The sequence below is a fragment of the Bradyrhizobium sp. 87 genome, assembly GCF_023073015.1.
Lineage (GTDB): Bacteria > Pseudomonadota > Alphaproteobacteria > Rhizobiales > Xanthobacteraceae > Bradyrhizobium > Bradyrhizobium canariense_D.
This window is the reverse complement of sequence record NZ_JADPIQ010000086.1, coordinates 118,889-139,816: the sequence shown is the minus strand read 5'-3', so window position 1 is coordinate 139,816 and position 20,928 is coordinate 118,889. Positions and strand designations below refer to the sequence as shown.

Below are 20,928 nucleotides of genomic sequence, written 5' to 3'. Positions count from 1 at the left end.
CTCCGCCCCGCTGCAATCCTCACCAAGAGGTAAAGAGGCATGGTTAACGGCGCCTTAACGCCTGCTTACAGGAACTTGACGAGCGAGAGCTGCGCGAGGTTCGAGGTCACCTGGTAGGACGCCTGGAGCGCATTCTGGAGCGACAGGATCTCGCTCGCGACCTGGTCCGGCGAGGCTGATTCCGCCTGGTCGATGATGGTCTGGAGCTGCGCCTTGGCCTGGGTCTGACGCGTGCCTGCGTCCTTCATGGTGTTCTGGGCCATCGCGATGTCGGTCTGGATGTCCTCGATGCGCTGCTCGCCTGGCTGCTTCGTCAGGGCCTGTGTCACCCGCAGACTCAGCGCGGCGACCTGCCCGCCCGAATACTGCCCGGTCGGTGAGGTCGAGAACGTCCCGAACACGGCGACCGCCTGCAGCTCCTTGCGGATCGCGTCCTCGTTCGCCTGCGCGCCATACTGCACCGTGACGGAATCGTCGACCCGGGCCATCGCGGTGGAGCGCGGCGAGCCGGGGCCGTCATTGCCCAGGTACCATTGCACGGTGGTGGCCGAGCCGTTCACCAGCGTCGTCGCCGAGCCGAGGGGCGACGAGCCGACGCGCAGCGGAGCCTTTGCCGCCGTGACCGGGGAGGTCGTGAAGCCGAGCGCCGCGAACGCCGTGCTGTTCGAGCTCGTGATATTGAGGCTCCCGGGATCGTCCGTGTTGATCGTGATCACGCCGCCATGGATCGTCGACGGCTTCGTGGTGCCGGTGATCTGATCGATTTTGCCAAGCAGAGTTGTGATGTTGTCGGTGATGTTGATCTGGTTTGGGCCGCTGGCGCCCGAGGCGACAAAAGTCAGCGTCTGACCGTTCACCGTGATCGTATCGGGATTAACGGCAGGCGGACCCGCCGACCCCGCCTGGAACGCCGCCGAGAGGACTTCCGGGCCGCCCGTAGTCGCAATGCCGCTCAGCACAGTTGAACCGGTGATCTGAGGCGTCGACGCCACGCTGCCGCGCGTCACGCTGCTGAGACCGAGCGCCGTGGCCGCCGCGCCGCCGGTGACCGCCACGTCCGTGCCGGTGCCGGTCGCGATCTGGATATTGCCGCCGGCGCTCAGAGTTACGTTGGCGGCGGGGATGCCGGCGGCCGTCGCGATCGCATTCAAGATATCAGACAGCTTCGCGGCGCTGCCCGAAGCCAGTCCGATAGTGGTATTGCCGCTGGCCGTTGTGGTGACGGTAGTGACGGTAGGGTCGAAGGTGATCGTGTGGGCGCCGCTCGCGCCGGTGATGGTCAGTGTGGTACCGGTCGGAGCGTTGGCGAGCGCGTTGAGAATGGTCCCGTTGAGATGGGGTGTCGCCGACGAGTCGAGCGACGTGGTCGTAGACGCAATCGCCAATGCGCTGTCCTGCAACGCGACCGAGCCCGTCCCGGTCGTGGAGGTATAGGAGCGCAGATTGCCGGTGGCCGCCACATTCGCGGTGGCGGATCCCGCCGTATTGAAGAAATTGTCACCGGCCGTGATAGCGGACGCCGCCACCAGCGAGGTGCCGGCGAGCTTCTTGATCGCGGTATTCAGCGCAGTGTTGAGGTTCGTCGCCGTGATGTTCGGGTCCGGAGGAACGACCGGAACGACATTGGGATTACCGGGGTCGATCGCAAAGCTGCCGACAGGTGTCGGCGTCGCGGTGGACGCCGTCAGGTCGATCTGCTCGGTCGAGCCATCGGGCAGCGTGAACTGCACGCTGAGCTTGTCGCCATTTTTCGGATTGACGCCGTTGAGGTCGACCGAGAACGACACCGGCGAGCCGCTCGGGCCGGTGACCGTCGCGCCGGTCAGCGTCGAGGAGACCGCGGCGATCTTCAGGCCGAATGGCGATGCCGCGAAGTCCTCGGACACCTTCACCGAGCTCGGCGTCGGCTGTGGCGTCGTCAGCACCAGCCGGCCCATGCCGTTGGCGCCGAGGTCGGCGGCCTGACGCTCCGCCATGACGGTCTTGAAGCCCGCCTGCGTCGTGGTGCCGTTGATGATGTCGCCGGCGTTCGCGACCGACGGCGTGTTGAAGGCGGTTCCGGAGAACAGATAGCGGTTGCCAGACTGCGTGTTGAGAACGCCGACCATCGAGCCGAATTGCGCAGCCGCAGTGTTCTGCGCAACCGTCTGGCCGTTGACGTTGAGATCCTGCGCGGTGTTGGCCGAGCCCGTCTGCACCGTGTTGCGGATCGTGGTCAGCGACTGCAACGCGGTATTGGCGAGGTTGATGCTGACGTTGACGTTGGTCATCGTGTCGGTATAGGCGGCAATGTTGGAGAGCTGCGCGCGCCCGGCGATCGCAAAGCCCTCGTTGGTGCCCATCCCGGAATAGTTCTGCGACAGCTTGCCGGTCGAGAGCTGCGTCGACAGGTCGGTGAGCTGCTGGTTGATGTTGCGGATCTGCGAGCCGAGAACCGACGAGGAGTAGTTGATGCTGCTGATCGACATGTTTCAGAGCCCTGTTACTTGTTACACTTGAGCCTGGAGCAACGTATTCATCATGCTCTGCACCACCGACATGACATGGGCGTTGGCGGCATAGGCATTCTGGAGCTGGATCAGGTTCGACATCTCCGAGTCCAGGTTGACGCTGGCAGTCGAGTTGAACTTGGCCTGCAGCGTCGAGACCACGACGCTCTGGCCCTGCTGGAGCTGAGTCGCCTGGGTCGCGGCATTGCCCTGAACGCTCAGGAACTGCTGGAGGTAGTTCGAGACGCTGCCGGTGAAGGGCTGGCTCGCCGAGCCCAGACCGGATTGCGGCGAATAGGAGAACACCGCCGAGGTGAGCTGCGAATAGAGATAGTCCGAGCGCGTGGTGTCGCCGGTGGGAGTCACCGGCGAGGTGTTGTAGATCGACAGCCTGGTCGGGTCCGAGGAAAGCTGAGTGTTCACGGCGATGCGTCCGGCAAGGCCGGTCATCTGCGAACCCGATGCCGTGATCGCGCCGGTGTAGAGCGCCTGCCCGCCGTCGGTGAACAGCGGCAGTTGTGGATTGCCCGAGGTCAGCGACGAGATCGTCTTGGTGATCGAGGCCGAATTGACCTTGGCGAGGCCGCTGTTGTCGTCGGTCACCCGCAATGTGGTGGCCGTCGCCGGCGACGGGGCGGCGGCGAACGACAGATGCGAGGCGGAAAGCGCGGTGTTGAGCGCCGAGGCGATCGCGCCCATGCCGCCGGAGAAGTTCACGCCGATCTGCATCGGATTGGCGTTGGTGGCGTTCTGGAGCGGCAGCGCCGCCGGATCGGTCACGTTGACCAGCGTGACCTGTCGTTTCGTATTGGTGGTCGTGTCGGTGTAGGTGAAGTTGACGCTGTTGCCCGGCGCCGCCCCGGCAAGGTCGAGATCGAAGCCGGCCGGCGGGCCGGTGACCGTGCTGCCGGCCGTGGTCTTGTCCGACAACGCGCTCGACATCGTCGCCGCGAACTCGTCGATCTGATTCTGCGCCTGCACCAGCGTCTGGTCGCGCAGCTTCAGATCGGCCGCGATCTGCCCCGAAGACACCACGTTGTTGGCGATGACGTCGACCGACGATCCGTTCGGGAGCTTGATATTGAACGCGCCGACGCCGGATTTGGCCGGATCAATGTTGTAGAGCGAGGTCGCCGACAGCGTGCCAGCGGACGCAAAGGTAAATTGCGAGGCGAGGCCTGCGCCGACCAGCTGGATGCCGGTGGTGGTATAGATGTTGGCCTGATTGGACCCGTCGGTGGTGACGTGGACGTCGACATATTTCGACAGGTTATTGATGGCTTGGTCGCGCTGGTCCATCAGCGTCGCAGCCGAGGGGTCGTGTTCCGACAGGCCCTGAAGTCTGGAGTTGATGTCGGCGACTTGCTGCATCGCCGCGTTGGCAGCTAGGGCCGAGGTGCTGAGATCCTGCTCGACGTTGGAGCGCAGCGACTGGATACCCTTGGTGGTCAGGTTGAGCTGCTGCGCCAGCGTCTGCGCGGCGCCGAGCGCAACCGTTTGCGCCGACGACGAGCCCGCGTTGGTCGACAGCGCCTGCAGCGCCGTGGTGAAACTGTTCAGCGCGGTTTCGAGCGTACCGCTGTTGCCGGGCGTGCCATAGACATTCTGAAGCTGCTTCAGGATGTTCGCCATCTGGTCGGCGTAGCCGCTGCCGCCGGTCTCGGTGCGCAGCTGTTTCTGCACATAGGTGTCGAGCTCGCGGCTGACGCCGGTCGTCGTCACCGTCGAGCCGAAGTCGCCGGTGGTGACCTCGATCTGGTTCGGCGTCTGGACGACGTAACCCGGCGTCTGCGAGTTGGCGACGTTCGAGGAAACGATCGAGAGCGCAGCCTGGTTAGCACGCAGACCGCTCATCGCACTGGCGAGGGCTGAACTCAAACCCATGTTGGCTTGCCGCCTCTGGTTACGTCACGCACCAATCAGCGCAACACGTTCAAAAGATCCTGAACCATCGTATTCGCCGTCGTGATCACCTTGGTGTTGGCCGAATAGGCCTGCTGGGTCACGATCAGCTTGGTGAATTCGTCGGCGATGTCGGTGTTCGAGCCTTCCAGCGACGAGCCGCTGATCGAACCGGAAGCACCGTCGATGGCAGGGCCCGACTGTTCAGTCGCGGCGTAGGCGCCGCCGTCCTGCGCCTTCAGGTAGTTGGTGCCGTTGAAATGCGACAACGAGACCTGTGCGAGGTCGAGGTTCTGACCGTTGGAGAAGGTCCCGACCACGAGGCCGTTGTTGTTGACGGCGACCGAGCGGAGCTGACCGGCGGCGTAGCCGTTCTGGGTGATGGTGTTGATGGTGACCGCGCCGCTGGTGCTGGCATATTGGGTCAGCCCGCCCGAGGAGATGTTGAAGGAGACCGAGCCCAGCGACTGGCCGCTGACGCTGACATTGTTGATAGTGATGCCAGAGCCGCTGGGCGAGGTCAGCGAGCCGTCGGCGGCAAAGGTGAAGGCCTGGCCGGTATTGACCCAGCCGACCGTCGTGCCGGTCGCATTCGGATCGGTCTGGTAGAACATGTTCCAGGTATCGGCATGGCCGGCGCCGAGCGAGGCACTGTCGGTCTTGGCCCAGCGCAATTGCAGGTTCACCGGCGTGCCGGCTGCGTTGTAGGCGGTCACCGCGCCACCGCTGATCGATTCCTTGGTGAAGGTGGCGATGTCATTGCCGATTACGCCGCCGGTGCCGGCAACGCCACCACCGTCACGATTCTTGGTGATGGTCGAGGTGAAGCCGAGCGCGGCGAAGGCGGCGCTGTTGGAGCTCGCCACCGAAAGGTTGGAAGCTGTGCCGGTGTTCAGCGTGATCACGCCGCCGCTGCTGACCGACGACCCCGTTGCACCGGAGAGAGTGTCGATCTTGCCGAGCAGCATCGTGATGTTGTCAGTGACGTTGATTTGGTTCGGGCCTGTCGCGCCGGAGGCCATGAAGGTCAGCGACTGACCATTGACGGTGATGATGTCGCCGGCGGAGAAGCCCGATGTGAGCACCTCGGCGCCGCCGGCAGCCGCCGCGCCGCTCAGCACCGTGGCACCCGAGATCGCGGGCGAGGACAGCACGTTGCCGCCGCGCGTCACGCTGCTGATGCCGAGCGCCGTGGCCACCTGGCCGCTACCAACCGCTACGTCGGTGCCGGTGCCGCTGGAGATGACGATGTTGCCGCTGGGGCTGAGCGATGCGGTAACGCCGGCGCCGCCGGCCAACTGGATAGCGGAGATGATGCTGGCCACCGTTGTGGTAGTACCCGAGCCGAGACCAATCGCCGTACCGCCAAGACCGTCGGGAGTGCTGGTCAAGCTATTATCGAAGACAATATTGTGACCGTTGACGACCAGCGTCTGGCCGGTCAGCTGAGCGAGAATGCTGGAGGCGAGATGGGTGCCGGCCGCGCTGTTCAAAGACGTTGTCGTGGATGCCACCGCTGCAGAGTTATTCTGGAGCGCCGTTGTGCCGGTCGCAGTGGTCGACGAGTACGGCGAGCGGACATTGCCGGTCGCGGCAGCGCCGGACGTTGTGGCGTTTGCATAGGGCGGAGGCGGCGTGCCGACCGGCAGCGGGTTGGCGGCGAAGTCCGACGGGTTCAGTCCGCCGGCCGCCAGCAGCGTCTTGGTTGCCGCCGTCGTGCTCGCCACGGTGTTCGGCTGGGTCGGCAGGTTGGCCGCGTATTGGATCGAGGTCGTCGCCTGCGCCGGGATGAAGTTGTTCTGGAATTTCAGGACCGTCGCAACGTTGCCTTGCGGGTTGCCGGTCTTCGGGTCAACCGTGACGCCCATCAGGTAATAGCCGGCGCCGTTGACCAGATTGCCGTTGGCATTGAGCTGGAAGTCGCCGCGCCGTGTGTAATAGGTGACGCCGCTGAACACTGGCGCATTGTCGACGACGCCCGTGGCCTTCTGGATCGAGAAGAAGCCGTCACCGGTGATCGCCATGTTGGTGGCGACGCTGGAGCCCGAGATTGTGCCCTGCGTGGTGATGGTGGCCTTGGCGTTGGCGGTCACGCCGCCCGCGACCTGCTTGCTTGGGACCGATGAGTCGGGAATGAGATCGACGAAGCTGGTGCCGATGCCCTTGTAAGCGGTGGTGGATGAGTTCGCGATGTTGCCGGAAATGTTCTGCAGCGCGTAGGACTGCGCCTGCAGGCCACCCACCGAGGTGTTCATTGCATCGAAGATACCCATAACTTTGTCTCCAGATCCGATCTCGGCGGCCGATCGACCATGGCCGCAGTCGGAGGAGACTGTCGCAAGGGCTATGCCAATGCGGGTTTTCTCATAAAATCAATGACTTAACGAAAAAGCCCCGGCCTGATGACCGGGGCACAATTGCCGGGACCGGCAACAATTGCCGGGACGAAAGCTAGGTTGCGGACGCCGCCGCGGGATGAAAGACCAGCCCGAAACCGTCGATGCAGTAGCGCAATCCGGTCGGCTTCGGACCGTCGTCGAAGACGTGGCCGAGATGGCCGCCGCAGCGCCGGCAATGCACCTCGGTGCGGAGCATGCCGTAGGTGCGGTCCTCGGTCTTGCCGACATTGCCCTCGATCGGCTGGTAGAAGCTCGGCCAGCCCGTGCCGCTCTCGAATTTGGTGTCGGAGGCGAACAGCGGCAGGTCGCAGCCGGCGCAGGCGAAGACGCCCTTGCGGTGCTCCTTGAGCAGCGGGCTGGAGCCCGGCCGCTCGGTACCCTCCTTGCGCAGGATCTCATATTGCTGCGGCGTGAGCTGGGCACGCCATTCGGCGTCGGTCTTCTCGATCTCGAATTTTTGCGCGGCTTTCTCTCCAGCCTCAGCCGGCGATGCTCTGAGCCAGCGGAAGGCCGCAAGGCCGAACAGGCCGGCGACAGTCGTCAACAGGATGCGGCGGTCAAACATCTCATTCTCCATGCGGGAGCGTCTACGCCCTGAGATACGGGCTCTAACCGTCGACGTTACACTTCCGGGCCGAGTTTTTCTCACCTTATCGCGAGGCGCTGTCGTCCTGCGGGACTGGTTCCACGGCTTCCGCCACAGGCTTCGGCGGTGGGGCCGGCCGGGGCCGAACCCGGGGCGGCGGACGGCGCGGACCGGTCCCGGCGGCCCGGTTGGCTTCGGCCAGCCGCGCCTCGCGTTCCCGGTCCTTGACCCCGGCACGCTCGCGATACCTGGCAAGCGAGCCTGCGGCGGCGGAACTCGCCCTGCCCCAGATTCCGACCAGTTGCCCGGCAACCCGCCCCGTCGTTCCCCCCGCCCAGACCAGCTCGAACGGCGAGAACAGCTTCCAGCGCTCGTCGCCCCACAGGATGCTGCGGGCGATCATCTGCCCGGCCATGGCCGAGGTGTTCATGCCTTGGCGGCCGAAGCCGCTTGCGACCCAGAGGCCTTTGCGCAACTGGCCGATCTGCGGCATGCCATGCACGGTCTGGCCGGTGGCGCCGCCGAACATGTCGGTGATCTCGACATTGCCGAGCTGGGGAAAGATCGACCGGATCCGCCGCCTGACGCTGCCTGCAAAGCGCTGCGGCCGTGCGGCCCAAGTGGTCTCCGGACTTTCCCACATCAGCCGGTCGCCATCGACGATCCGGAAATGGTCGACGCCGTCGGAATCCATCACCGATCCCTTGAAGCCGATGATCTCGTGCACGCGCTCGCCGAGCGGCGCGGTGATGCCGGCATAGCGCCAGACCGGCAGCAGCGTGTCCGATAGGCGCCGCAACGGCGCGCCGAGATGGATGTTGCCGGCGAGCACGATATGGGTGGCGCGCAGCCGCGCCGAGGGCGTGACGATGCGCTTGCGGATGCCGGAATGATCGATGCTGACGACCGGCGTGTCCTCGAAGATGCGGGCGCCTGCGCGCCGCGCCAGCGCCGCGAGGCCGTGCACATATTTGCGCCCGTCGACCTGGAACGCCTTCGGATAATACACGCCGTGGAAGTAGCGATCGGTCTTGAGTGCCGCGCGGACGCGATCGACCTGCCAGCCCTCGGCCTCGGTGTCGAAATCCTCGTTCAGCATCTGCAACCGGCTGATCAGCCGGTCGCCGGCATCGACGTTGGAGACCTCGAGCACGCCGTCGGTCCGGCCGATCCCGGGCATGTTCTCTTCGGTGGCGTTGGCCCGGACGAACTCGGCGCCCTCTTTCGACAGTGTCCACAATTCCCGCGCATCCTCGAAGCCGATGCGCTCGATCAGCTCGGCGAGCGGCAGCGCGAAGCCCGGCATCACGGTGCCGAGTTGATTGCCGGAAGCGTTCCAGCCGATGTGGCGGCCCTCGAGCACCGCGACGCTGGCCCCCAGCCGGGCCGCCTCGAGCGCAATGGAGAGCCCTGCAAGCCCCGCCCCGATCACGCAGATGTCGGCGTCGAGATCAAACGACAGTCGCGCGCGTTCACGAAAGCCGGCTTCTTCCTGGGACACGCTTGTGAAAGTCTCGCTCATGTCGTTTCTTAGAGCATGATCCGGAAAAGTGTGCAGCGGTTTTCCGAAAAGATCATGCTCAAAACAATAATTTAAAGCGCGATGGGGATTGTCCTAATCTCATCGCGCTTTAGAGGACTGTGCAGGCCCTTGTCACCTTGCCCTCAACCGGCACCTGTAGATTATTCTGGAACGCGTAACGATTCGAGAGTGCCATGCGCCGTTTGATGCTGCTGCGTCACGCCAAGACCGAGACTGACGCGCCGAGCGGCCGTGACCAGGACCGCCGGCTCGACGACCGCGGCCACAAGGATGCCGCCGAGATCGGCGACTGGATGGCCGCCCATCCCCCCTTTCCCGAGGCCGTACTGGTATCGCATGCCGTCCGGGCGCGGCAGACCTGGGACATTGCCTGGGAGACCATGAAGGACCGCGTCGCCGCGCCGCAGGTCGAGGTCCTGCCGGAACTCTACGCCGCCGATCCCGCCCAGATCCTGGAATCCATTCGCACTGCAACCATTCCGGCTGATCCGAGACAATTGCTGCTGGTCGGCCACAATCCGGGCATGCACGAGATCGCCCTGATGCTGACGGGCGGCGGCGATCCGGCCGCCGCCAAGGCGCTCGCCGACAACCTGCCCACGTCGGGGCTTGCGATCTTCGATTTTGACGTCAAGGATTGGGGTGACGTGGCTTACCGCCGCGGTAGGCTGGTGCTGTTCGTCAGTCCAAGGCTGCTTCGAAGCTAAAGCTACTTCGAAGTTAAGGTTGCTTCGAAGCTAAGGCTGTTTCGATCGGGTTGATCGCGCGACGTGCCGGCAAGACGTCCTGACTGGAAGATTTGGAGGCGCAGATGTTCAAGTCCATCCTCGTGCCCATCGACCTCGCCGACACCGACCTGGCCAAGCCGGCGATCGCGACCGCGGCAACGCTGTCGCAGACCTGGAGCGGCGTGGTGCGCTTGCTCAACGTGCTGCCGATGACGCCGGTGATGCTGGCCGAATACGTGCCGGCCGATTTCGACGAGCAGCAGCGCCAGACCTCGGAAGAAGCCCTCGCCATCGTCGCACGCGAGTCCGGCATCGAGCCTTCCCGCATCTCCAGCGTGGTGCGCCAGGGCGGCATCTATCACGAGATCCTGGAGGAAGCCGTTCACATGAAGGCCGAGCTGATCGTGATGACCTCGCACCGGCCGGCGATGCGCACCTACTTTCTCGGCTCCAATGCCGGGCACGTCGTGCGCTACGCAAAATGCTCCGTGCTGGTGGTCAGGCACTGAGCTCGGAGCAATGTCGTGAAGCAATGGTGGCGGAGATGGACGTACGAGATCCCGCTCGCGATCGGCGATGCTTTGTGGCAGGTGCTGGTCGTGCAACTGGCCGCACTGCTGGACAGGCTGACGGTGCGGAAGGTGATCGCCTTCATCCCCGTCGTGATCCTCGTACTGGCTTACTACCACAGGATCCCAATCCCGCCGGAATTGATGCTGGTCGGCGACCTCCTCGCCTATATCGACATCTTCTCGGTGCTGATCTTGCTCGGCGCGCTCAGCCGCGTCACGACGATGCTGTTCGTCCTTGAACAGACCGCCGCACGTATCGCCAAGTTCGTGGGCAACGTCGCTGCACATTTGCCGCGTCGGGATGTCCGGCGTCGGCGCCAACGCGGCGCAGCGACACGACCTCACCGCAAGCCCGAGCGCTCTGAAGACGATCGAGCTCTCGGCGGTGTTTGGGACCAGGCCGCCTTCGCCTGAGCCATATACAAGCTCGTAGCCCGGATGAGCGAGCGATACCCGCGACGACTCGTATCACGATTCCCGGATATCGCTTTGCTCATCCGGGCTACGAGCCCTTGCATTGCCCGTCGGGCAAAACACCCAAGCTGTCAGTCAACGCCCGCCGCTGAAAATATTCCACTTTACCGAAATTCGGAAATCACGTATGTGTCGCCGCAACCCGGCCCAAGGAAGAGGGGCGTATCGCGATCGTCACGAACGCGGGCCGGACAGCGGCGGACGCTGGGCACCGGCGCGAATGGTTTCGCAGGGCGGGCAACCGTGAGCGAAGGCGTCGCGCACACGACCGGTGCTGACAGCGTACGGCAAAACCGTGTCGTCCTGACGCCCGGGGTCTGTGCGTCAAGTCTTGTGGTGATGTGGCGGCCCGACCGGGTTCGCGCATCAGCCATCCATGAGGCGACGGGGGCAATAGTGCATCGCTCCCCGGGGAGAGCACGGCATAAGCCGTAAAACCGCTGCGCAGGGAAGGCCGGACGTTTTGGCTTCACCTGTATGACGCTGTGCAGATTTTTTACTGCAACTTCGCACAGTGGACCGCGGGTGCCAGCCGGCGCCCGGTCTTCCCTGCGCCCTCTTTCATTCGAGGGTGAGGCGACCAAGCAAAGCTCGGGCGAACAAGCCGCGAGAGGGCGAAGGTGTGTCTGCAATGAAAGCGCGAGCTAAAGGAGCGACAGTGCTACCCACAAACGCTGTCATTGCGAGCGCAGCGAAGCAATCCAGGGTCTTTCCGCGGTGGGATTTCTGGATTGCTTCGCTGCGCTCGCAATGACGATGTCGAAGCAGGCGTGCCCGAAACGCTAGTCTCGTGCCCCGGACGCAGCGCAGCAGCGTCAGAACGCTGCAGCGCGTCCCGGACAAGAGCGAAGCGCTTACAGATACCGCGTCAGCTCTGCTTTGGCCTGACCGTAGACCGCGTCCTCGATCTGGCTGCGGGTGATACCGATGTCGCGCAAGGCGCGGTCATCGAGGTCGTTCAGCGTCTTGACGGCGGAGCGGCGCTCCAGACTGTCGAACAGCGCATAGGCGCCGTTGGCCAGCTTGCGGAAAAATCCGTTTGACGAGGATGAGCGTAAACTCCGCCCGGCGGTCTGCGAGATCGTGGTCATTGTCCTTCTCCGGCCTGTTGTCCACGCGGCGAAGCGGATGCCGTTGGCGCAAGCGCCTGAGCGCATGCACCTCATTTGCCGTCGGATTGCTCTCGCTCTCCTCGGCTCAATCGTGAAGCTTGATGGAACTTAAATGCTTCAGTACACTGCTCGGAGCAAGTGAAACATTGCTCTCGGTGCAATAATGTCCAAGTTCGAGTACGTGAAGCTTGCCGATGCCATTGCCTCGGATATCTCTAACGGCACGTTAAGGCCCGGCGACCGGCTGCCGCCGCAGCGCAATTTTGCCTATGACCGCGGCATCGCGGTCTCGACCGCGAGCCGGGTTTATACGGAGTTGCTCCGCCGCGGCCTCGTCGTCGGCGAGGTCGGCCGTGGCACCTTCATCTCCGGCGACATCAGGCGCGAGGTCGAGGCGCTGAGCGAGCCGCGCGACGCGCGGATCGATTTCGAGGTCAATTACCCGCTGCTGCCGCAGCAATGGGCAATGATCGCCAAAAGCCTTGCGGGCCTCGAGCGTGTCGACGCGCTCGAATCCGCATTGCGCGTCTCCACCAGCACCGGCACCAAGAGCGCGCGCAATGCAGCCGCCGCCTATCTCGCGCGCAAGGATTTTGCGCCGCAGGCCGAGCAGATCGTCTTCACCGCCAACGGCAAGCAGTCGCTCGCGGCCGCCCTCGCAGCCCTCGTTCCCACCGGCGGCCGCTGCGGCGTCGAGGCGCTGACCTATCCTTACGTCAAGAGCATCGCCGCGCGGCTCGGCGTGACGCTGGTCCCGATACCGATCGACGAATTTGGCGCGCGCCCCGACGCCATCCAGAAGGCGCATCGCGAGGCGCATCTGTCGGCGCTGTATCTCCAGCCCATCATCCAGAACCCGCTCGGCGTCACCATGAACGCGACACGGCGCGCCGACATCATGCGCGTCGCCCAGAAGCTCGATCTCACCATCATCGAGGACGCCGTCTACGGTTTCCTGGCCGACGACACGCCGCTGGCCGCGCTCGGCCCCGACCGCTGCATCGTGATCGACAGCCTGTCCAAGAAGGTCGCGCCGGGCCTCGCGCTCGGCATCTTGGTCGCCCCGCCGCGATTGCGCGAGGGCGTCATGAGCGCGGTCCGCACCGGCGGCTGGATCGCGTCCGGCCATGCGCTCGCATCCGGGCAGCGGTTGATGGCAGACGGCACCGTCGCCGAGCTGACGCGGCTGAAACGCATCGACGCCGCGCGCCGCCAGCAGACCGCGGCAAGGCTGCTCACCGGCTACCAGCTCGCCGCCGATCCGCGCTCCTATCATCTCTGGCTCACGCTGCCGGCACACTGGCGCTCGCAGACCTTCGTCGCCGCGGCAGCCCGGCGCGGCATCGCGCTGACACCGTCCTCGACCTTCGCGATCGCGCATGGCCACGCACCGAACGCAGTGCGGCTCGCGCTCGCCCCGCCTTCGTTCGAGCAGCTCGATTCCGGCCTGCGCACGATCGCATCGCTGCTCGGCACCAAGGAAGAGGATTTCGACTCGACGGAGTAACGCGCGCTTGCCCCAAGCTCAGGCCTCCGGCCATTCCGCGATGAAGCCCCTCGCCTTGTAAGGCTCGATCTTGTCCCATTCGTGCAGCATGCGGCGGCAAAATTCGGGATCGGTGTGCCAGAGCGCGCGCGACGTCGCAAAGCTGTCGACCGTGAGCAGCATTTTCTCGACCTCCGGCCAGTGCCGGTGCAGCGTCATCGGATAACGCCGCGCGGTCCAGGTGTTGCCGAGGCAGATCACGCGGCGGACATTGTGCAGCCCGAGCGCCGCGTCGATGATCGGCAGCGAGAGGATCACGTTCTCGCCGGTGTTTAGGGCACGATGCTCCTCGAGGATTCGCTCAGCCGGAATGCCCGCCGCGACCATCGCCGCCTTGATGATCGTGCACTCGGATTGCTCCGAGCCCGCCGTCACGCCGCCGCTGACAATCGACCAGCGGAACAAACCCTCGTGCCACAGCCGGGCTGCTGTGTCGGCCCGCAGCGTGACGTCCTCGCGGGTGCCGAACATGAACAACAGGTCGGCCGGCCGAAGTCGCGTATCGATCAGGTGCGCGCAGTTGATCCTGGCGATCTCATCCGCCGAAGGCCTCCGCGTGCTGCGATCCAGGGTTGACATGGCAGCACGATGCGACACTGCCGCAACGGCGCGAAGTCACGTTTGATTGCGGCCCGTTGCACCTAGGGCAGCAAGGCGCTCGGCACGCGATCGAAGCTGTAGCTCCGCGGCTGGTTACGCCGCACGAAGCCGCCGATCTGCCACGCGAACAGCGCGGCAAAACCGATGATGAACAGCGCGCCGGCGAATTCGCCGATCGCAAGCGCCCGGATCAGGAGCCCCGTCATCGCCACTGCAAGCACCGCAAGAAAAGCCAGCATTGTCGCGTAGGTCCTGCGGCCAAGGCCCGCGGTCAACTCGGCGTGGCTGCCGGCCTGCGCCATGCGCGCATGCAACGCGACGATGAAATTGCGAAAGCCATTGTCCTGCGGCGCCATCAGGGCCGCGGTCTGCCAGCTCGTCGAGAGGATTGCGATACGGCCGCCACCGGTGTGGCTGACATCGGCGCGAAAGCGGTGCTGCTGCATCGAGACGGGGCGGAACGACAGCCGGATTGCACTGATCTCGTCATAACGCCACAGCGAGGTGCGGCCGGCGATGTGCCAGGACAGCCCCTCCTCGGTCAGTTCGAAGCGATGCGCCGAGCCGATCAGCGACGCCTTGTAGGCATAGCTCGCACCCGCAGCCGGCTCAACTCCCGAATCCCGCATCTTCACAATCGATCCTATCCGGGCAATCCAGTCTGCGACCCGCTTGCGTGAGCGCCCTGCCCCATCCTACAAGCGAGACATGGCTGAGACGATTTTTTTTCCGCGCCGCCTGATTCTCGGCGCCGCCGTGATCTCCGGCGTGCTGCTCGCGCTCGCCGTGCACATGCTGGGCGCGCGCTACGGGCTCGATCTCGGCGGCCTCTGGCACTCGGACTCGCACGAGTTCATACCGGCGGGCGCGGCGATCGCCTGGTGGCTGATCGCCTCCGTCGGCTTCTCCGGCGGCTATTTCACGGCGACGTTGATGCAGAGCGCCGTCTCGGGCCAGATCCCGCAACGGATGCGGCAATTCCTGATCGCGGTCGGCGTGCTGCTGCTTGCGGGGGCTGGCCAGGTGGCCTCGGCGCCGAGCCCGGTCCCGACGGTCTCAGGCGTGCTGGCCGGGATTGCCGCGCTGGGCCTCGGTGCCGTGATGGCGTTCTGCGGCGCGCATTTCGCACTGCGCCGCGGCTAATTCCTCCGCACAGTTCATCCGCGCGACGGCGCGCCGATCCCGATCACGGCGGCAGCAAGCACGAGGACGGCGGCCGATACCACCAGCGATGCGTGCAGGCCGGTCATGAACGCGCCTTCCGAGGCCACCAGCGAACCGAACAGCGCAACGCCGAGCACGCTGCCTGTCTGCCGCGTCGCGTTCAGGACGCCCGCCGCGATGCCGGAGCGTGCCTTCTCGACGCTGCCCAGCAAGGTCGAGGTCAGCGGCGGCACCAGCAGCCCAAGCCCGCTGCTGATCGCGATCATCTGCGCAAAGATCGCCCAATAGCTTGTGCCGGCCTCGATCCACAGCAGGCCGAGACAGCCGAGCGCCGAGACGCAGGCGCCGACGACGATGGTCGGGCACGACCCGATGCGCTCGGCGAGACGCGGCGCCAGCAGATTGACCGGCAGCACCACCGCCATCATCGGCACGAAGGCGAGACCGGTCCACCACGCCGACAGGCCGTTGATCCTCTGGAAGTAAAGGCTGAGCACGAAGATCAGCCCGTAAATCGCGACGTTCACGAGCAGGCCGACGAGCGCGGTCAGGCTGAACAGCCGGTGATCGAACAGGGACAGGGGCAGCATCGGCTGCGTCGCGCGGCTCTCGCGCCAGACGAACAGCACCGCCAGGAAAGCGGCTGAAGCGAACGCCGCGAGCACAGCCGGATGCTGCCAGCCAAGCGCGCCCCCCTCGATGATCGCGCCGGCGAGCGCCCCCAGCGCACCAATTGCCGCGAGCTGGCCGGGCAGATCGATCTCGCGTGAGGGCGCGCGCGTGGTCTCGGTCGCATAGCGCCAACTCAGCCAAAGGCCGATGAGGCCGATCGGAAGGTTGACGAGAAAGATCGCGCGCCAGCCGACCAGCGTGATCAGCGCGCCGCCGACGAAGGGGCCCGCGGTGAGCGCGAGGCTCGCACCGGCGGCCCAGATCGCGACGGCGCGGCCGCGCTCGCGGTCGTCCGGATAGGCATGATTGAGCAGGGCAAGAGAATTCGGCACCAGGATCGCCGCCGCCAGACCCTGGACCAGGCGCGCCCCAATCAGCACGGTCGCATTGGGCGACAACGCACAGGCGAGCGATGCGGCGGTGAAGATTGCGAAACCCGCCATGAAGACGCGCTTGGCGCCGATGCGGTCGCCGAGCGCGCCGGCCGTCAGGATGAAGGCGGCAAACGCAATGGTGTAGGCACTGACAACCCATTGCAGCTCGGCGACGCCGCGGCCGAGCGTCCTGCCCATCGCGTCGAGCGCGGTGTTGACGATGGTGACGTCAAGCTGCACCACGCCATAACCAAGGCTCATCGCGGCAAGGGTGAGGGACGTCGCAAGGCGGGAGCCGGAATGCGGCGCGCCGGCTTCGAAGGCTTCGTATCTGGCGGTGCTTACTCGCATGCTGCCACCTCGGTTGCAGCCCCATGCGAACGATACGCTTCCTGCCCCTCGTCATGTTACGACAAGGGTCGAATGATGGATGCGGGACGGATGCGTCATGTTCGAGCGTCGCGCGGATGACCGCGCGACGCTCGATCCTGGCTACGCCTGGCCCTCAGCTCGCAGCGCGCAGATTCACCTTGCTCTCGGCGATCGTGGTCAGCTTCTTGTCGGTCGCCTTCTCTTCTTCCAACGTCTTGGCGAGCACGCTGGCGCAGTCGTTGCGGCCGAGTTGCTTGGCCCAGGCGATCAGGCTGCCGTAGCGGACGATCTCGTAATGCTCCGCCGCCTGTGCCGCGTTGATCAGCGCGGCGTCGAGCACCGCCTTGTCGGCGACTTCGCCGGCGGTCTCGTCGGCTTCCTCGATGATGCCGTCGATCGCGGGGCAATCGACCGCCTTCACCTGCGCACCGTGCATCTTGAACACTTCCTCGAGGCGCTTGACGTGCTCCCTGGTTTCTTCGAGGTGCGTCAAAAAGCCCTGCTTCAGCTGCGGATCGGTCGCCTTATCCGCCATTTTAGGCAGAGCCTTGGTGAGCTGCTGCTCGGCGTAATAGATGTCCTGGAGCTGATGCACGAACAGGTCGTTCATGGTCTTGATGTCTTTTGTGAACAATCCCATCGGTCCGATCCTCTCGGGTTGTGGGAACACGGAGGCACCGGCTCGCAGGAGAAGCCGGTTATTCCGCCATGTTCGATTGCTGATGGGGCACTAACCAGCGCACGGCATCGTCGTTCCAAAAAAGCCCGCATCCCTTGCGCTGGAACAATGCCGGCCATGCAGGGTCTGAGACTATGTCACGGACGGACGCGACCGGTGCCACGACTCATATGCTTAACGCGCGTCCGATGTGAACCGCGTATGACAAAGTAGCTGGTCCAAGGCAGAACCAATCCTTGTCAAGGGCTGCACAAGTCACTGTTTTTGCCTTAAATGAGCTACATCATGCCTAGCGATCCAAGCCCACATCGGGCACTGATCGCATCCGACCGGCCAATGTCTGGCCTGGTCGGTCTTGCCCCCCGCCGGGAGGATGAATGCACGGACTGCTGACCGCGCTGAAGCGCGGCTTCAAGAGATGGATCGGCTGGCGGCGACTCGGCGTTGCGGCGAGCGTCTTCATCATCGCGTTCGCGATCACCACGCTGGTGCGGACGCTCAAGGGCATCGACACCGGGGTCATCCTGACCGCGTTGACCGAAATCCCCCGCGGCAATATCGGGCTGGCGGCGATCTGCGTATGCTTCGCGTTCTGTACGCTGACCTTCTACGACTTTTTTGCACTGCGAACGATCGGCAAGAGGCACGTGCCTTATCGCATAGCAGCGCTCTCCAGCTTCACGTCCTATTCGATCGGCCACAATATCGGCGCCACCGTCTTCACCGGCGGCGCGATCCGCTTCCGGATCTATTCGGATTACGGGCTGAATGCGATCGACGTCGCAAAAATCTGCTTCCTGTCGGGCCTGACCTTCTGGCTCGGTAACATCTTCGTGCTCTCGATCGGCATGGCCATCCATCCGGATGCCGCCTCCTACATGGATCAGCTGCCGTCGTCGATCAACCGGCTGATTGCGATCGGCGGCCTCGCCTCGATCGGCGCCTATCTGGTCTGGCTGTGCATGGGCGAGAAGCGCCGCGAGCTCGGCCAGAAAGGCTGGAAGGTGGTGCTGCCGTCAGCGCCGCTGACGTTGGTGCAGATCCTGATCGGCGTCGTCGATCTCGGATTCTGCGCGCTGGCGATGTACCTTCTGGTGCCGGCCACTCCGCAGATCGATTTCCTGTCGCTCTCCGTGGTGTTCATTTTGGCGACATTGCTCGGCTTCGCCAGCCATGCTCCCGGCTCGCTCGGCGTGTTCGACGCCGCCATGCTGGTGGCGCTGCCCGAATTCGGCCGCGAGCAGCTTCTGGCCACGCTCCTCGTCTTCCGCATCCTCTATTTCGTGATCCCGTTCGGTCTTGCCATCTCCATCATGGGCGCACGCGAGCTCTGGATGAATGTGGTGGAGCCCTGGCAGGAGCGCCGACGGCTGGCGGAGGCCTGCGCGCAGGCCAACCTGCCCAAGCAGGTGGCAGCGATGGAGCGCGAGCGTTCGCTGCGGCAGGCCAGCAAACGCTGAGCGTGATCCGGACAAGTGCGAAGTGGTTTTCCGAAAAGATCATGCTCCCACGATAGTCCGCTAGACGCCGGCCGGCAAAACCGTCAGACCAATGTTGCAGGCGGAGAGCAGCTCTCTTATTTCCGCCTCAACTTTGCCGTTGAAGACGCGGGCCATGATCCCTTTATTCCATCGCCGTTTCCTCGCCGGTGCCCTGCTGCTCGCCGGGCTCCTCACCGCCTTCCCGCCGGAGCGGGCGGCCGCGCAGGACGCGGGCGCCATGCAGATCAGCTGGGAGGTGCGCAACCGCTTCCGGCTGTTCCGCGAAGAGCGCGACTTCCTGCTCCATGTCGAGAACGCGCGTAACCGCAGCATCCTCGCCGCCGAGCAATCGCTGGAGCTCCAGAGCGAGGGCCGCGGCTGGGCCCGCAACATGGTCAACCGGCTCTGCATCGACCTCCAAGGCCGGGTCAACCAGCCCTGCACCCGCGACAACACCAAGGAAAACTATCTCACCCCCCTCGACCATCCCGTCACTGTGCGCCTCGCCGGCGCGGTGCCGGTCGGCGCCACCTGCGCCTGGTCGTTCGACGACGGCGACGGGCCGCAACAATCCACCTTCGACTGCGCCGAGCCGATCAATCTGAGGGTCCGCTACGGCAAGCAGACGGTCGCAAGCGTCGATGTCTCCTCCGGCTCCAATCCGACCCAGCGGGTCCAGACCGAGATCCAGGTCCGGGACATCTTCGTCGCTGGCCTCGGAGACAGCATCGCCTCGGGCGAAGGCAATCCGGACCGGCCGCTGGCGCTGTCGGACGAAGGTTTTTGCTTCCGGTCCTATCTCGGCACCGCCGGCGCGCAGTATTACCGGCCGAGCCGCGCCGGCTTCAAGGGCGGCCGCGCCTGCGAAGCGCCGGATACGCTTGCCAACTGGCAGCGCTACAGCGCGCTCTGGTTCAACTCGCCCTGCCACCGATCGCTCTACAGCTACCAGGCCCGCACCGCGCTGGCGCTCGCGGTACGCTACACCCACGTCGCGGTGACCTTTCTGCCGCTCGCCTGCACCGGCGCCAGCATCAGCGACGGGCTGCTCGGCTCGCAACGCGCCCGCGAATGCCCGCCCGGCAAGACGGGCGTCTGCAACATCAGCGTGAACGCGCAGGTCGCCGAGCTGCGCGAGGCGCTGACCGCCGCCAGGAAACGCCAGCCAGAGCGCACGCTCGACCTCGTGCTGCTCTCGGTCGGCGCCAACGACGTCTATTTCTCCGGCCTCGTCGCCGACGTGATCGTCGAGACAGCAACCGAGCGCGCGATATTCCGCCGCTCCGGCGTGATGGCGAGCGTCGATGATTCCCGCGATGCGCTGGCGCGCGAACTGCCGCAGAATTTCGTCAAGCTGCGCGAGGCGCTGAAGCCGCTGGTCGGCGGCGACCTCTCGCATGTGGTCTACGTCTCCTACGCCAACCCGGCGCTCGCCGATGGCGGCGTGCCCTGCCGCGGCGGCCGCGCCGGCTTCGACATCCATCCGTCCTTCAACGCCGATCCGCAGCGCCTCGCCCGCGTCTCCACTTTCGTCGACACTGAATTCCTGCCGCAACTCAAGGGGCTCGCCACCTGCACCCGTGGCGCGCTGTGCCGCGATCCCGAGGCCGACCGCATGACCTTCGTGGATTCGCATCAGGCGGCGTTCGCCGATCACGGCTTCTGCGCGCATTCGGGCAACGATCCCGAATTCGACCGCACCTGCTTTACCGAGAACGGCCAGAGCTTCAATCCCGACATCGTGAGTGCGGCGAGCCAGCCGATGCTGTGCGGCCGCGGCGCCTCCGAATTCCGCGCCTATTTGCCGCGCGCGCGGTGGATCCGGGACGCCAACGACAGCTATTTCGCCGCGATGACCTATCCGCAAGGCCTGCCGGCGGCGAGCCAGCCGACCGACATTCATGACGCGACCTGGGGCGTGCTCTCCGCCGTCTACGGCGGCGCCGTGCATCCGAGCGCCGAAGGCCACGCCGCGATGGCGGACGCGGCACTGCCGGCGGCAAGCGCCGTGCTGGGTCTGGATGCGGCACCGCCGGGCGTGACACGCGGGCTGCTCGCGCCGCTGCTGCCGGCCGCGCGGCAGTAGACGCGCGCAGCCTCTAACCGCACACTGTCATCGTCCGCGCAGGCGGGCGATCCAGTACTCCGTGACAGACGTGATTGAATCGAGACGTCGCGGCGTACTGGATTCCCCGCCTTCGCGGGGAATGACAACGGCGCGCGTGGTGCGATCGG

General features: G+C 65.1%; 17 protein-coding genes. 7 read left to right on the top strand and 10 right to left on the bottom strand.

Annotated features, from left to right (window positions below; all coding sequences use genetic code 11):
* Positions 1 to 65: 65 nt before the first annotated feature.
* From IVB50_RS21460 to IVB50_RS21440, 5 genes are all read right to left on the bottom strand, one after another.
* The gene (locus IVB50_RS21460; protein WP_247297172.1) at positions 66 to 2,468 is read right to left on the bottom strand and encodes a flagellar hook associated protein; all 2,403 of its coding nucleotides are present in this window, start codon (positions 2,466 to 2,468) and stop codon (positions 66 to 68) included.
* A gap of 21 nt (positions 2,469 to 2,489) precedes the next feature.
* On the bottom strand, positions 2,490 to 4,373 hold the full coding sequence (gene flgK / locus IVB50_RS21455; RefSeq protein WP_247297170.1) for a flagellar hook-associated protein FlgK: 1,884 nt from the start codon (positions 4,371 to 4,373) through the stop codon (positions 2,490 to 2,492).
* A gap of 35 nt (positions 4,374 to 4,408) precedes the next feature.
* On the bottom strand, positions 4,409 to 6,664 hold the full coding sequence (locus tag IVB50_RS21450; protein WP_247297169.1) for a flagellar hook-basal body complex protein: 2,256 nt from the start codon (positions 6,662 to 6,664) through the stop codon (positions 4,409 to 4,411).
* 178 nt (positions 6,665 to 6,842) lie between these two features.
* Positions 6,843 to 7,355 (bottom strand): peptide-methionine (R)-S-oxide reductase MsrB, encoded by a 513-nt coding sequence (gene msrB / locus IVB50_RS21445; protein WP_026233843.1) that lies wholly within the window; start codon positions 7,353 to 7,355, stop codon positions 6,843 to 6,845.
* An 85-nt stretch (positions 7,356 to 7,440) separates the two neighbouring features.
* A complete protein-coding gene (locus tag IVB50_RS21440) occupies positions 7,441 to 8,898 on the bottom strand; it encodes an FAD-binding oxidoreductase (RefSeq protein ID WP_247297168.1) in 1,458 nt (485 codons plus the stop codon).
* A 194-nt stretch (positions 8,899 to 9,092) separates the two neighbouring features.
* Between IVB50_RS21440 and IVB50_RS21435 the strand changes: the two genes are divergently transcribed.
* From IVB50_RS21435 to IVB50_RS21425, 3 genes are all read left to right on the top strand, one after another.
* On the top strand, positions 9,093 to 9,626 hold the full coding sequence (locus IVB50_RS21435) for a histidine phosphatase family protein (protein WP_247297167.1): 534 nt from the start codon (positions 9,093 to 9,095) through the stop codon (positions 9,624 to 9,626).
* Positions 9,627 to 9,730: 104 nt separating this feature from the next.
* The gene (locus tag IVB50_RS21430; protein WP_007602088.1) at positions 9,731 to 10,156 is read left to right on the top strand and encodes a universal stress protein; all 426 of its coding nucleotides are present in this window, start codon (positions 9,731 to 9,733) and stop codon (positions 10,154 to 10,156) included.
* A 15-nt stretch (positions 10,157 to 10,171) separates the two neighbouring features.
* Positions 10,172 to 10,633, top strand: a complete 462-nt coding sequence (locus tag IVB50_RS21425; RefSeq protein ID WP_247297166.1) for a hypothetical protein — start codon at positions 10,172 to 10,174, stop codon at positions 10,631 to 10,633.
* A 914-nt stretch (positions 10,634 to 11,547) separates the two neighbouring features.
* On the opposite strand, the gene IVB50_RS21420 is transcribed toward IVB50_RS21425, so the two are convergent.
* On the bottom strand, positions 11,548 to 11,784 hold the full coding sequence (locus IVB50_RS21420; RefSeq protein ID WP_162496269.1) for a DUF1127 domain-containing protein: 237 nt from the start codon (positions 11,782 to 11,784) through the stop codon (positions 11,548 to 11,550).
* Positions 11,785 to 11,968: 184 nt separating this feature from the next.
* Between IVB50_RS21420 and IVB50_RS21415 the strand changes: the two genes are divergently transcribed.
* Entirely contained in the window at positions 11,969 to 13,312 is a 1,344-nt protein-coding gene (locus tag IVB50_RS21415; protein ID WP_247297165.1) for a PLP-dependent aminotransferase family protein, read from the top strand.
* Positions 13,313 to 13,330: 18 nt separating this feature from the next.
* Here the strand turns inward: IVB50_RS21415 and IVB50_RS21410 are convergent, their stop codons facing one another.
* Positions 13,331 to 13,930 (bottom strand): YdcF family protein, encoded by a 600-nt coding sequence (locus IVB50_RS21410; RefSeq protein ID WP_247297164.1) that lies wholly within the window; start codon positions 13,928 to 13,930, stop codon positions 13,331 to 13,333.
* Between the two features lie 62 nt (positions 13,931 to 13,992).
* Complete coding sequence (locus IVB50_RS21405; RefSeq protein ID WP_247297163.1) at positions 13,993 to 14,580, bottom strand: hypothetical protein; 588 nt, start codon at positions 14,578 to 14,580, stop codon at positions 13,993 to 13,995.
* Between the two features lie 79 nt (positions 14,581 to 14,659).
* On the opposite strand from IVB50_RS21405, the gene IVB50_RS21400 reads away from it, so the two are divergent.
* Entirely contained in the window at positions 14,660 to 15,094 is a 435-nt protein-coding gene (locus IVB50_RS21400; RefSeq protein ID WP_018457549.1) for a hypothetical protein, read from the top strand.
* A 14-nt stretch (positions 15,095 to 15,108) separates the two neighbouring features.
* Here IVB50_RS21400 and IVB50_RS21395 read toward each other — a convergent pair whose 3' ends face one another.
* On the bottom strand, positions 15,109 to 16,512 hold the full coding sequence (locus tag IVB50_RS21395; protein ID WP_247297162.1) for an MFS transporter: 1,404 nt from the start codon (positions 16,510 to 16,512) through the stop codon (positions 15,109 to 15,111).
* A 154-nt stretch (positions 16,513 to 16,666) separates the two neighbouring features.
* A complete protein-coding gene (locus IVB50_RS21390) occupies positions 16,667 to 17,173 on the bottom strand; it encodes a ferritin-like domain-containing protein (protein WP_007612365.1) in 507 nt (168 codons plus the stop codon).
* 416 nt (positions 17,174 to 17,589) lie between these two features.
* Between IVB50_RS21390 and IVB50_RS21385 the strand changes: the two genes are divergently transcribed.
* Together IVB50_RS21385 and IVB50_RS21380 are read left to right on the top strand one after the other, a co-directional pair.
* Positions 17,590 to 18,672 (top strand): YbhN family protein, encoded by a 1,083-nt coding sequence (locus IVB50_RS21385; RefSeq protein WP_247297161.1) that lies wholly within the window; start codon positions 17,590 to 17,592, stop codon positions 18,670 to 18,672.
* Positions 18,673 to 18,826: 154 nt separating this feature from the next.
* The gene (locus IVB50_RS21380; protein WP_247297159.1) at positions 18,827 to 20,779 is read left to right on the top strand and encodes a hypothetical protein; all 1,953 of its coding nucleotides are present in this window, start codon (positions 18,827 to 18,829) and stop codon (positions 20,777 to 20,779) included.
* Positions 20,780 to 20,928 lie beyond the last annotated feature (149 nt).

Excerpts from the sequence above, each read along its gene's own strand:
- IVB50_RS21460 (WP_247297172.1), bottom strand. The coding sequence starts at position 2,468 with ATGTCGATCAGCAGCATCAACTACTCCTCGTCGGTTCTCGGCTCGCAG.
- flgK (WP_247297170.1), bottom strand. The coding sequence starts at position 4,373 with ATGGGTTTGAGTTCAGCCCTCGCCAGTGCGATGAGCGGTCTGCGTGCT.
- IVB50_RS21450 (WP_247297169.1), bottom strand. The coding sequence starts at position 6,664 with ATGGGTATCTTCGATGCAATGAACACCTCGGTGGGTGGCCTGCAGGCG.
- msrB (WP_026233843.1), bottom strand. The coding sequence starts at position 7,355 with ATGTTTGACCGCCGCATCCTGTTGACGACTGTCGCCGGCCTGTTCGGC.
- IVB50_RS21440 (WP_247297168.1), bottom strand. The coding sequence starts at position 8,898 with ATGAGCGAGACTTTCACAAGCGTGTCCCAGGAAGAAGCCGGCTTTCGT.
- IVB50_RS21435 (WP_247297167.1), top strand. The coding sequence starts at position 9,093 with ATGCGCCGTTTGATGCTGCTGCGTCACGCCAAGACCGAGACTGACGCG.
- IVB50_RS21430 (WP_007602088.1), top strand. The coding sequence starts at position 9,731 with ATGTTCAAGTCCATCCTCGTGCCCATCGACCTCGCCGACACCGACCTG.
- IVB50_RS21420 (WP_162496269.1), bottom strand. The coding sequence starts at position 11,784 with ATGACCACGATCTCGCAGACCGCCGGGCGGAGTTTACGCTCATCCTCG.
- IVB50_RS21415 (WP_247297165.1), top strand. The coding sequence starts at position 11,969 with ATGTCCAAGTTCGAGTACGTGAAGCTTGCCGATGCCATTGCCTCGGAT.
- IVB50_RS21410 (WP_247297164.1), bottom strand. The coding sequence starts at position 13,930 with ATGTCAACCCTGGATCGCAGCACGCGGAGGCCTTCGGCGGATGAGATC.
- IVB50_RS21405 (WP_247297163.1), bottom strand. The coding sequence starts at position 14,580 with ATGCGGGATTCGGGAGTTGAGCCGGCTGCGGGTGCGAGCTATGCCTAC.
- IVB50_RS21400 (WP_018457549.1), top strand. The coding sequence starts at position 14,660 with ATGGCTGAGACGATTTTTTTTCCGCGCCGCCTGATTCTCGGCGCCGCC.
- IVB50_RS21395 (WP_247297162.1), bottom strand. The coding sequence starts at position 16,512 with ATGCGAGTAAGCACCGCCAGATACGAAGCCTTCGAAGCCGGCGCGCCG.
- IVB50_RS21390 (WP_007612365.1), bottom strand. The coding sequence starts at position 17,173 with ATGGGATTGTTCACAAAAGACATCAAGACCATGAACGACCTGTTCGTG.
- IVB50_RS21385 (WP_247297161.1), top strand. The coding sequence starts at position 17,590 with ATGCACGGACTGCTGACCGCGCTGAAGCGCGGCTTCAAGAGATGGATC.
- IVB50_RS21380 (WP_247297159.1), top strand. The coding sequence starts at position 18,827 with ATGATCCCTTTATTCCATCGCCGTTTCCTCGCCGGTGCCCTGCTGCTC.